The sequence below is a fragment of the Actinomadura rugatobispora genome (assembly GCF_042656285.1).
Classification (GTDB): domain Bacteria; phylum Actinomycetota; class Actinomycetes; order Streptosporangiales; family Streptosporangiaceae; genus Spirillospora; species Spirillospora rugatobispora.
This window is the reverse complement of sequence record NZ_JBHSON010000065.1, coordinates 52,598-64,645: the sequence shown is the minus strand read 5'-3', so window position 1 is coordinate 64,645 and position 12,048 is coordinate 52,598. Positions and strand designations below refer to the sequence as shown.

Annotated in this window: 7 protein-coding genes; 4 read left to right on the top strand and 3 right to left on the bottom strand. The window is 74.0% G+C overall.

Going from position 1 to position 12,048, the window contains the following annotated elements:
* A partial coding sequence (locus ACFPZN_RS36910; RefSeq protein ID WP_378287123.1) for an NADH-quinone oxidoreductase subunit H occupies positions 1-351 on the bottom strand: 351 nt, incomplete at its 3' end.
* 118 nt (positions 352-469) lie between these two features.
* Between ACFPZN_RS36910 and ACFPZN_RS36905 the strand changes: the two genes are divergently transcribed.
* The 4 genes from ACFPZN_RS36905 (at position 470) to ACFPZN_RS36890 (ending at position 9,280) form a co-directional block, all read left to right on the top strand.
* On the top strand, positions 470-3,325 hold the full coding sequence (locus ACFPZN_RS36905) for an AfsR/SARP family transcriptional regulator (protein WP_378287122.1): 2,856 nt from the start codon (positions 470-472) through the stop codon (positions 3,323-3,325).
* Positions 3,326-3,613: 288 nt separating this feature from the next.
* Positions 3,614-4,789, top strand: a complete 1,176-nt coding sequence (locus ACFPZN_RS36900; RefSeq protein WP_378287121.1) for an ROK family transcriptional regulator — start codon at positions 3,614-3,616, stop codon at positions 4,787-4,789.
* A gap of 147 nt (positions 4,790-4,936) precedes the next feature.
* Positions 4,937-6,103: a sugar phosphate isomerase/epimerase family protein gene (locus tag ACFPZN_RS36895; protein WP_378287120.1), complete on the top strand. Its 1,167-nt coding sequence runs from the start codon at positions 4,937-4,939 to the stop codon at positions 6,101-6,103.
* Between the two features lie 102 nt (positions 6,104-6,205).
* A complete protein-coding gene (locus ACFPZN_RS36890; protein ID WP_378287119.1) occupies positions 6,206-9,280 on the top strand; it encodes a PQQ-dependent sugar dehydrogenase in 3,075 nt (1,024 codons plus the stop codon).
* Positions 9,281-9,354: 74 nt separating this feature from the next.
* Here the strand turns inward: ACFPZN_RS36890 and iolD are convergent, their stop codons facing one another.
* Both iolD and iolB read right to left on the bottom strand, forming a co-directional pair.
* Positions 9,355-11,184, bottom strand: a complete 1,830-nt coding sequence (gene iolD / locus ACFPZN_RS36885) for a 3D-(3,5/4)-trihydroxycyclohexane-1,2-dione acylhydrolase (decyclizing) (RefSeq protein WP_378287118.1) — start codon at positions 11,182-11,184, stop codon at positions 9,355-9,357.
* Positions 11,181-12,047 carry a 5-deoxy-glucuronate isomerase gene (gene iolB / locus ACFPZN_RS36880; protein WP_378287117.1) on the bottom strand — a complete coding sequence of 289 codons (867 nt, stop codon included), beginning with the start codon at positions 12,045-12,047 and terminating at the stop codon, positions 11,181-11,183. The genes iolD and iolB overlap by 4 nt, the downstream gene beginning before the upstream one ends.
* Position 12,048: the final 1 nt, after the last annotated feature.

The window sequence follows — 12,048 nt, the reverse complement described above, 5'->3', positions numbered from 1 at the left end:
CACCGTCGGCCCGAACGGAATGATCGCGAAGGAGATGAACGCCGGAACCGCCGACATGATCGGCGCCAGCACGAACACCACCTTGTCGACCTGGCGCGGGACGATGTCCTCCTTCAACGCCAGTTTGAAAGCGTCGGCCACGCCCTGGAGGAGGCCGGCGGGCCCGGCCCGGTTCGGTCCGGTGCGCAGCTGCATCCGGCCGATGACGCGGCGTTCGACCCACATCGCGACCAGCATGGTCACCATGAGGAAGGCGAAGATCGCCAGCACCTTGCCGCCGATCAGCCACCACGGGTCGCGGCCGAAGTCCTCCAGCGTCGGGTCGGCCGGGGGGACGGCGCGAACGGGCATGCGGGGCTCCTGTGCAACATCGGCGGCCGATTACGTCGGCGGATCAGTAGATCAGGGGCCGCTTTCAGATCGGCTTCACGGTGCTTAAGGCCGGGGCGCCTTGGTACGTTGAGCCGCGATGGACGCCCCCGGCCTGGAATTCCGCGTGCTCGGCCCGCTCGAGGCGGTCCGCGGCGGGCGGGAGGTTCCGCTGGCCTCGGGACGGCAGCGCGCTCTGCTGGCCTGCCTGCTGCTGGCCGCCGGGCGGCCGGTGCCCGTCGCCTCGCTGGTCGACCGGCTCTGGGACGACGATCCGCCGCGCGACGCGCGCGGCACGCTGCAGGTGCACCTGTTCCGGCTGCGCCGGGCCCTGGGCGACGCGGAGATCGTCCGCACCCGGCCGGGCGGTTACCTGATGGAGCAGGGCCCCGACGATCTCCGCCGTCTGGACGCGCTCGCCGACGGCGCCGACCGGGCGCGGGAGGCCGGCGATCTGGAGGGCGCGCTGAAGGCGCTGCGCGCGGCCACGGCCCTGTGGCGGGGGCCGATCCTGGCGAACGTGACCTCGTCCTCGCTGCACGCCGAGGAGACGCCCAAGCTCACCGAGCGCTGCCTGAAGACGGTCGAGCGGCGCTACGAGCTGGAGCTGGTCCTCGGCCATCATGAGGCGGCCGTCGCGGACCTCCGCGCGCTGGCGGCGGCGCACCCGCTGCGCGAATCGCTGCACGGCCTGCTGATGCGGGCCCTGTACCGGTCGGGGCGGCAGGCGGAGGCGCTGGACGCCTACGACCGCACCGCCGCCGCGCTGGGCGAGGAGTTCGGGCTCGATCCCGGCGACGCGTTGAAGGAGCTGCGGCAGGCGATCCTCACCCGTACCGAGGACCGGGGCGTCCACCCGGCGGTGCCCTGGCGGGCGCTGTGCCAGCTTCCCTCTCCCCCGGGCGACTTCACCGGGCGCGTCCGTGAGCTGGCGGAGGTGGAGCGGCTCCTGGCGCCGGGCGGGTTCGCGGCCCCGGTCGTCACGGTGTGCGGCACCGCCGGAGTGGGCAAGACGGCGCTGGCCGTGCGCGCGGCGCACCGGTCGCGGGAGCGCTTCCCCGACGGCCAGCTGTACGCCTCCCTCGGGGACCGCGACCCGGCCGAGGTCGCCGGGGACTTCCTGCGGGCGCTGGGCGTGCCGCCGGAGGCCGTTCCCGACGGGCCGCAGGCGCGGGCGGCGGCGCTGCGGGCCCGCCTCACCGACCGGCGCGTGCTGCTGGTCCTGGACGACGCGTCCGGCGCCGGGCAGGTGGAGGCGCTGCTGCCGGGGACCGCGGGCTGCGCCGTGCTGGTGACCAGCAGGAGCCCGCTGGCCGAGCTGCCGGGCAACCGGGCGGTCCGGCTCGCCCCGTTCACGCCGGAGGAGGCGGCGGGGCTGCTGCGCCGGATGGTCGGGGACGGGCGCGTCGCCGCCGAGCCCGAGGCGGCCCGCCGGGTCGCCGAGGCGTGCGGGCACCTCCCGCTGGCGCTGCGGATCGCCGGGGCGCGGCTGGCGGCGCACCCGTCGGTCGCGCTGGCGGCGCTCGACCGGCGGCTGCGCGAGGACGGCCGCAGGCTGGACGAGCTGTCGGTGGGCGGGCTGGAGGTCCGGGCCGGGCTGCGGGTCGGCTACCGGGCGCTGGACGCGGCGGCAGCCGGCGCCTTCCGCAGGCTGGGCCTGGTCGCGCGGGCCGACGTCACGGCGTGGCTGCTCTCGCTGCTGTCGGGCGGCGACCGGGAGCGCCCGCTGGAGGACCTGGTGAACGCGGGTCTGCTGCAGCCCTCGGGCGTGGACGCGTCCGGGGAGCCGCGCTACCGGTTCCACGATCTCACCGCCGACTTCGCCGCCGAGCTGGCCGGGCCGCCGGACCGTCCGGCCAACCGGGCCGCGCTGGTCCGGCTCACCGCCGCGCTGACGGCGCTGGCCGCGCTGGCCCAGCACGCGCGGGCGCGCTCGTCCAACGACCTGCCGGCCGAGGACGTCGCGGGCGCGGGGCCGTCGGCGATCGACGCGGACCTCCTTCCGGCCGCGTTCCGGGGCGGCGCGGGCGAGCCGATCGACTGGCTGGCCGCGCACCGCTCCCTGATCGAGCAGGCCGTCGGCCGGGCGTGCGCGGCCGGGCTGTACGAGCCGGCGGCCCGGCTGGTGGACCTGGTGGTGCCGCTGCTGCACCGCCAGGTCGACGCCGCGGCGCTGCGGCGGCTGCGGCGGATCGTGCGCGACGCCGCCCGGGACGCGGAGGATGAGCCGATCATGTGGCGCGAGGAGTACGGGCTCGCCGTCCTGACCCTCTACGCCGCGCCGCCCGCCGAGGCGGCCGAGGCGGCGCGGGCGTGCGCGTCGGCCTTTGAACGGCTCGGCATGCACCGCGAGCAGTCGTACGCGCTGAGCATGCTGACCTTTCTCCAGGTCCAGGCTCCGGATGAGGTGACGGCCTGGGAAGAGTCCTTCACTCTGGCCGGGCGTGCCGTGGGCCTGGCGCGGGAGGCGGGCGACCAACGCGCCCAGGTCGTGGCCCTCAGCGCCAAGGCCGACGCCCTGGTCTCCTCGGAACGCTACGACGAGGCATTGGCCGCCGCCCAGGAGGCCCTGGGCCTGGCCCGTACTCTCGGCGAGCCCCACTTCCAGGCGACGGCGCTCAGCCGCATCACCCGGTGCACCCTGGAGCTCGGCGACGCGGACGGGGCGGCCGAGGCGTGCCAGGAGGCCATGCGGCTGCTGGACGGCCTCCAGGACCGCCGCAGCGCGGCCTGGCTGCTGCGGGAGTCGGCCCTCATCGCGCTGGCGCGCGGCCGTCACGACGAGGCCGCCGCGCTGGCCGAGCGCGCCGCCTCACATTTCCTGGATCTGGGCGACCGCCACGGGCACGACTCGGCGGCGGCGACCCTGTCGGGGATCCGCCGTCCCGCTCCGGTCGCGGAGCAGGCGCGGGAGCCGGGGCTCGGCCCGGCATGGGGTGGACGAACCGCCGGGTGACCGGCGGCTCGCCCGGGTTCTGCAGGGCGGGCCTCACCGCCTGGCGGATCCGGACAGGGTGGCACTCCCCGATCCCCGCGTCTCGGCGCGACGACGGAGGGGGAACCGGACCGGACCCGCCGGGCGGCGGGGTGGTGATCGACGAGCACGCCGTGGGGGCCGGTCGCCCGGCGGTACCGGGTATTCCGCGCGACCGATCCCCGATCTCCGGCATATTTGGGGACGATAAGCTCGACTTATGATTTCTGTCAACGGAAGTCTGTCGCAGTTCGGACAAAGAGGGGCCGCATGCCAGGAGAAGCCAGCAGTCAGAACATCGGTGCGGGGGCACTGCTGACGATCCTCCGGGACGGCCGGGCCCGGACCCGGGCCGAGCTGGTCCAGCTCACCGGGCTGGCCCGCTCCACGGTCTCGCAGCGGCTCGATGCCCTGATGAACCACCGCTGGGTGGTGGCCACCGAGGACGCGATCTCCTCGGGCGGACGGCCCGCCGCCGCGTTCGCGTTCAACGAGAGCGTCCGGGTCGTGCTCGCCGCCGACCTGGGCGCCACCCACGCCCGGCTGGCCGTCATCGACCTCGGCATGACCGTCCTGCTCGAACGGGCCGCGGAGCTGCCCATCGACCGGGGCCCCGAGGCCACGCTCGGCTGGCTGGTCACCGCCTTCCGGGAGATGCTCGCCGAGGCCGGGCGCGACCCGGCGCAGGTGTGCGGGGTCGGGGTGGGCCTGCCCGGCCCGGTCGAGCACACCACCGGGCAGCCGGTCAACCCGCCGATCATGCCCGGCTGGGACGGCTTCCCCGTGCCCGAGTGGCTCGGCGGGCGGCTCGGCGCGCCCGTCCTGGTCGACAACGACGTGAACATCATGGCGCTGGGCGAGCACTGGGCGGCGCGCCCCGAGGCCGACCACATGATCTTCATCAAGATGGGCACCGGCATCGGCTGCGGGATCGTCTCCGACCGCCGGCTGCACCGCGGCGCGCAGGGCGCCGCGGGCGACGTCGGCCACATCCGCCTGGGCGGCTCCGACGTGCTGTGCCGGTGCGGCAACGTCGGCTGCGTCGAGGCGGTCGCGGGCGGCGCGGCGCTGGCGGCGGCGCTGCGGGCCGAGGGCATCGACGCCTCCGGCAGCCGCGACGTGGTGGCGCTGATGCGCGCGGGCAACACCAGGGCGGCGCAGCTCGTCCGGCAGGCGGGCCGCGAGGTCGGCGGCGTGATGGCCTCCATCGTGAACTTCTTCAACCCGTCGGTCATCGTCATCGGCGGCGACATCGCCGAGGCCGGCGAGCACGTCCTGGCGGGCGTGCGGGAGGTCATCTACAGCCGCTCGCTGCCGCTGGCCACCCAGCACCTGGGCATCCGCGCCAGCGAGCTCGGCGACCGGGCCGGGGTCGTCGGGGCCGCGGTCATGGTGGTGGAGTACGTGCTCGCGCCCGACACCATCGACCGGACCGTGGCCGGTTGAGGACCTGCGACGCACCATTGACCTCGCCACACCCGCGTATGACAATGTGGGCGATCCAGGCCGGACGGCGGTGGCACGCCGGACGGGCCGGAGAACGGTTCGACGCGACGCGGTCGGCGCACGCGTTCCCCGAGAAGGGATACGTGCGTGGCCTTCCCTCACCCACCCCGTTCCGGTTCACCTGAGTTCCAGCCGTCCGACGAGGCGCTCGCCGGGCAGGAGCAGGACGCCGTCCTGGGCCGCAGGCTGGGCCTGAGCCGCCGCCAGATCCTGGCGGCCGGCACCGGGATCGCCGCCGCCGCGGCCCTGCCCGCCTTCCCGCGCCAGGCCGCCGCGGACGGGCCGCTGATCCGCGACAGCAAGCGCGGCATCATCCTCTACACCGTCCGGGACGCGATCTCGCGCGACCCGCTGACCACGAACCTGCCGTCCGGCTTCCGCCGGGTCCTGGAGGCGCTCTCGGAGATCGGCTTCGAGCGCGTGGAGTTCGCCGGCTACCGGCAGCACGCCAACGCCGAGGGCGGCGCCGACCTGGAGACCGTCGAGGGCGCGCGGCTGCTGCGCCGGTGGCTGGACGACAACGGGCTGCGGGCCGAGGGCAACCACGGCTTCATCCCGTCCTCGTGGCCGCTGACGCAGGCCGACCTGGACCGCTTCAAGCGGACCCTGGAGATCGCCGGCATCCTCGGCCTGGACCACATGGGCACCGGGTCCGACCCCACCTCCAGCGCGTACAAGGCCGACTGGGACGTGGCGGCCGACAAGTGGCACCAGCTCGGCGCCATCGCCAGGCAGGCCGGCGGGACCAAGCTCTACACCCACAACCACGACGCCGCCTACAACTTCCTGCTCGACAGCGGCCCGCCCGACGCCCTGGGCCGGCCGACCCGCTCGTCGGGCATCCGCAGGCTGGAGTACTTCCTCAAGATCACCGATCCGAAGTACGTGTACCTGGAGATGGACATCTACTGGGCGCACGTCGCGCAGCACAGGTTCAGGACCTTCACCGCGCCCGACGGCTCCGTCCAGACCGACGTCTTCGACCCCGTCGCCGTCGTCAGGCCGGTGGAGCGGCGCTTCCCGCTGTTCCACGCCAAGGACGGCCGGAGCAACCCCGCCAACGCCAACGGCTACGACATGGTGCCGTTCGGGACCGGCGACATCGACTACGCCGCGTTCTTCCGCGAGCTGAAGAGCGGCCACCACTACCCGATGTACGAGCAGGACAACGCGCCCGGCGGCACCGCCGACCCGGGGCAGTCACTCCGGTTCGCCGAACTGAGCTACGACAACATGTCCGCGCTGCGCCGCTGATCCGAGGCCGGACGCGAAGCCGGGCCGCCACATGCGCCTCGCCGTTGCCGCGGCGGGCGTGGCGGCCCGGGCCCACACCACTCCCCCAGGAGCAGCATCACCATGAAGCGTACTTCAGCGGTGCTCGGCGCCCTCGCGGCGGCCGCGGCGCTCGTGCTGACGGCGCTCGGCACGCCGGCCCAGGCCCATCCGGGCCATGATCCGGCCACCGAGTGGACGAACTACGAGAAGATCACGCTGACCAAGAACGTGGGCGAGCCGATCGACCTGGCCGTCCTGCCCGACCGGCGGGTCCTGCACACCGCCCGCAACGGCGAGGTCCGGCTGACCGACCCGTCCAGCGGCGTCACCCGGGTCATCAACACCATCCCGGTGTACGCCAACTCCGAGGACGGCCTCCAGACCATCGCGATCGACCCCGGCTTCGACCAGAACAAGTGGGTCTACGTCTACTACGCGCCCAGGACGATGACGGCGCCCTACCCGGAGACGACCCCGGCCGGGTCGGCGCCCAACTCGCTGCCCGAGGGCGAGGACGACTCGTACTGGGACCGGTGGAAGGGCTACAACCAGCTGTCCCGCTTCAAGTGGACGGGCAGCGCGCTGGACCTGTCCACCGAGCAGGTCATCATCAAGGTCGAGGCGCAGCGCGGGCAGTGCTGCCACGTCGCGGGCGACATGGACTGGGACGCCGACGGCAACCTGTACCTGGCCACCGGTGACAACACGCCCGCGGGCACGCCGGGCGCCAACGGCTACGCGCCCAACAACGACGCGCCCCGGATGAACCCCGGGTTCGACGCCCGGCGCGGCGCGGGCAGCAGCAACGACCTGCGCGGGAAGATCCTGCGGTTCAAGGTGGCGGCGGACGGGTCGTACAGCGTCCCGGCGGGGAACCTGTTCGCGCCGGGCACCCCGAAAACGCGTCCCGAAATCTTCGTGACCGGGGTGCGGAATCCGTTCCGCATCGACGTCGACGCCAAGACCGGCACGGTGTCGTGGGCGGACTACGGGCCCGACGCCGGCACCGGCAACGCGCAGCGCGGGCCGCTGGGCTACGTCGAGTGGAACATCACCCCGATCGGCAAGCCGATGAACAGCGGCTGGCCGTACTGCACGGGCGACAACTTCAACTACAACGACTGGAACTTCGCGACCTCGCAGCCGCGCGAGTGGTTCGACTGCGCGGCCGGTCCGAAGAACACCTCGCGGTGGAACACCGGGATCGAGCAGCTGCCGGCGGCGGTGCCCGCGGACCTCTACTACGGCGACAACGCCACCCACCAGCCCGCCGAGTGGGCCGGGCTCGTCGACTTCGACCCGCAGGGCGGGCAGGGGCCGATGGGCGGGCCGGTCTACCACTACGACGCCGACAACCCGTCCAAGAGCAAGTTCCCGGCGTACTGGGACAAGAAGGCGTTCTTCGCCGAGTTCTCGCAGGACTACCTGGCGGCGTTCGGGGTGACGCACCCCGACGGGCCGGTCACCTCCATCGAGCACTTCCTGCCCAACAGCGCGCTGCGCAACGCGGCGATGCCGATCACCGACAGCCCGATGGACATCGAGTTCGGCCCGGACGGGTCGCTGTACGTGCTGGACTACGGCGACGGCTTCTTCCGGGCCAACCCCGACGCCGGCCTCTACCGGATCGACTACTCGCCCGACAACAAGACGCCGCAGGCGAAGATCAGGGTGGACAAGGCGTCCAGCAGCACCGCGCCGCTGACGGTGGCGTTCGACGCCTCCACCTCCACCGACACCGAGCCGGGGGCGCTGACCTACGAGTGGGACTTCGACGGCGACGGCACGTTCGACGCCACCGGGGTCACCGCCTCGCACACCTACACGGACCTGGGGCAGTACATCGCGCGGCTGCGGGTCACCGACTCCGGCGGCCGGGCGGGCCTGACCTCCACCGAGATCTCGGTGGGCAACACCGCGCCCGAGGTGACGATCCAGACCCCGGCCAACGGCGGGTTCTTCGACTGGGGCCAGCCGCTCCCGTTCAAGATCGGCGTGTCGGACGCCGAGGACGGGAACAGCCCCGTCTGCTCCCGGGTGCAGTGGACGTTCGGGCTCGGCCACGACTCGCACGCCCACCCGGAGACGACCGGCACCGGCTGCGGCGGGGCCTGGCCGACCCCGGCGAACGCGCCCGAGCACGGCGAGACGGAGAACATCTACGGCGTCATCGTCGTGACCTACCGCGACAACGGCGCCAATGGCGTCCCGCCCGCGCAGGGCGAGGCCACCCTGATCGTCAACCCCAAGCTGATGCAGGCCGAACACGGCGACGCCACCAGCGGGGTGACCAGAACGGCCGACGACACCGCCTCCGGCAAGTTCAAGATCACCTCGTTCGACGCCGGTGACTGGATCGCCTACGACCCGGTCAACCTCACCGGGATCGAGTCGGTGGAGACGCGGGCGGCGGGCGCCGGGACGCTGTCGCTGCGGTGGAACTCGCCGACGGCCAAGCCGTTCGCCACCGTGCCGGTGGAGCGCGGCTCGGGCTGGCGGACGGTCACCACCGACCTCGGCAAGCCGCCCGCCGGGACGGGCAGGCTGTACGTCACCTCGACCGGTGGCCTGGACGTCGACTCGTTCACCTTCCGGGGCGACGGGATCGCCGACGCGACCCCGCCGTCCGCCACGCTGACGCTCAGCCCCGCCCAGCCGGACGGGTCGCACGGCTGGTACAAGACCAACGTGACGGTCCGGGTGGACGCGAGCGACGACGGCGCGGTGTCGGCCCGCCAGTACTCCCTGGACGGCGGCGCCACCTGGGTGAACGTCCCGGCGGCCGGGCTGGTGCTGAGCGCCGAGGGCGAGACGCAGGTCCGCTACCGGGCGGTCGACAGCGCCGGGAACCTCTCCGAGGTCGGCCGGGCCAAGGTGAAGATCGACAAGACCGCTCCGGGCCTGACGGTGACCGGTGTGGAGGCCAAGCAGTACGGCCTCGCCGAGACGATCACCCCGGTGTTCTCCGCGGCCGACGCCGTCTCCGGCGTCGGCACCCTCAGGGCGGAGATCGACGGCGACAAGATCGCCTCCGGGAAGCCCATCCCGCTGAGGGAACTCGGTCCCGGCGCGCACGAGCTGGTCGTCACCACCACCGACCGGGCCGGGCACGCCACCACCAAGACCGTGAAGTTCGAGGTGGTCGCGAGCTCCTGACCCGCTGAGAACCGCGTCCCCGGGAGGCCGTACCGGCACGGCCCCCCGGGGACGCGGCACGCGTGGGGCCGCCCCTAGATCAAGGGGCGCTGGGTCTTCTTGGCCTCCTCGTATCCGGCGCGGGCCCGGCGCGCCGGTTCCAGCCCGGAGACCTCGGCGACGGGGACGTCCCACCAGGCCTCGCCGTCGGGCGCGGGCACCAGCGGGTCGGTCTCGACGTGCACGACCGTCGTGCGGGCGGAGTCGCGGGCCTGCCGCAGCGCGTCGCGGAACTGCGCGGCGGTGCCGGCGCGCAGCACGTCGGCGCCCATCGCGGCGGCGCTCGCGGCCAGGTCGCCGGGCAGCCGGAACCGGGTGCCGAAGCGCTCGGCGCCGACCGACTCCGACAGGTTGCCGATCGAGGCGAACCCGTGGTTCTGCACCAGCACGACGACGAGCTTGATCCCGTCGGCGACGGCGGTGACGAGCTCCTGCGCCATCATCAGGTACGAGCCGTCGCCGACGAGCACGAACACCTCGCGGTCGGGCGCGGCCAGCTTCACCCCGAGCCCGCCGGCGATCTCGTAGCCCATGCAGGAGTAGCCGTACTCGACGTGGTACCCCTTGGGGTCCCTGGTCCTCCAGAGCTTGTGCAGGTCGCCGGGCATCGAACCGGCCGCGCACACCACCACGTCGCGGGGACCGCTCACCTCGTTGACGATGCCGATGACCTCGGACTGGGCGGGCAGCGGTGCGTGGCCCAGCGCGTAGGCGCGGTCGACCTCGGCGTTCCAGCGCGCGGCCAGGTCCGCGGCCTCCCGCCGGTACGCGGGCGCCACCGCGTACGCCCCGGCCGCGCCGCGCAGGGCGGCCAGGCCCGTCCGGGCGTCGGCGACCAGCGGCACGCCCGCGTGCTTGACGGCGTCCGGCGTCGCGACGTTGAGGTTGACGAAGCGGACACCGGGCCGGGCGAACAGGCTGCGCGAGGCCGTGGTGAAGTCGCTGTAGCGGGTCCCGATGCCGAGGACCACGTCCGCCTCGCGGGCGAGGGCGTTGGCGGCGGTGGTCCCGGTCGCGCCGACCGCGCCCACCGAGCAGGCGTGGTCCCAGGGCAGCGAGCCCTTGCCCGCCTGCGTCTCGGCCACCGGGATCCCGGTCGCCTCCGCGAACGCGGCCAGCTCGGCGGTCGCCCCCGAGTAGATCACCCCGCCCCCGGCCACGATCAGCGGCCGCTCCGCGGCGGTCAGCACCGCGGCCGCCTCGGCGACGGCCTCCGGCTCGGGCACGGGCCGCCGGATCCGCCAGACCCGCTCGGCGAACAGCTCGGCCGGCCAGTCGTACGCCTCGGCCTGGACGTCCTGGGGCAGCGCCAGCGTCACCGCGCCCGTCTCCGCCGGATCGGTCAGCACCCGCATCGCCGCCAGCAGCGCCGAGGGGAGCTGCTCGGGACGGTTGATCCGGTCCCAGAACCTCGACACCGGCCGGAGGCAGTCGTTGACCGACACGTCGTAGGACCGCGCGTCCTCCAACTCCTGCAGCACGGGATTGGCCGGACGGGTCGCGAACACGTCGCCCGGCAGCAGCAGCACCGGCAGCCGGTTGATCGTCGCCAGCGCCGCGCCCGTCACCAGGTTCGTCGCGCCGGGCCCGATGGAGGTCGTGCACGCCCACGCCTCCAGCCGGTCGGTCATCCGCGCGTACCCGGCCGCCGCGTGCACCATCGCCTGCTCGTTGCGCGCGGCCCGGTACGGCAGCAGGTCGCCGTACTCCAGCAGCGCCTGCCCCAGGCCCGCCACGTTGCCGTGCCCGAAGATGCCGAAGCAGCCCGCGAAGAAGCGGCGCCGCGTCCCGTCGCGCTCGGTCCACTGGTTCGCCAGGAAGCGCACGACCGCCTGCCCGACGGTCAGCCGCTCGGTCCCCGTCATCGCTCTCCCTCCGGTCCGGCGGCCGAGCACATCGGCAGCCTCGGGTCGGCCGGCCGCCCCGGCCAGGTGTCGCGGATCCAGGCGTGCGCCGGGTCGTCGCAGATCAGCCACGCGCGCTCGGCGCCCGGCCCGGCCATCACGTTCAGGTAGTACAGGTCGTAGCCGGGCGCGGCGATGGACGGGCCGTGCCAGCCGTGCGGGATGACGACGGTGTCGCCGGTGCGGACCTCCTCCAGCACGTCGATGGGGCGCTCGGCGGTCCCGTACACGCGCTGGTAGCCCATGCCCTCCCGGCCCTCCCGTCCCGCGGCGACCTCGAAGTAGTAGATCTCCTCCAGCACCGCCTCGGTCGGCGTCTCCTCGTCGTGCTTGTGCGGCGGGTAGGACGACCAGTTGCCGCCCGGCGTCAGCACCTCGCACGCGATGAGGCGGTCGGCCTCGAACGCCTCGGGCGTGCAGAAGTTGTTGACCTGGCGGCTCATCGTCCCGGCGCCGCGCAGCTCGACCGGGACCCGCTCGGCCGGGCCGTAGCGGGGCGGCAGGCGGCGCTCGCAGCGCGCGGACGGCAGCGCGAACCGGCCGCCGTCCCGGGACGACAGCACGACCGTCGCGTCGCGGGGCGCGTACGCGAAGTCGGTGACCCGGGAGAACACGTCGGGGCGGCCGTCGAGGCGGAAGGTGACCGCGGCCTCGTCCGCCGGGACCTCGATCGCCGCCTCGCACGCCCCTGACAGCGGCAGCACCAGCGTCTCGGCGTCCCCGGTCTCGACCGCGGCCTGCTCGCCGGGGGCGAGCGTCACCACGCGCAGCCCGGAGTAGGTCCAGCCCGCGCCCTCGGGGGTGATCTCGGTGGTGACGGGCATG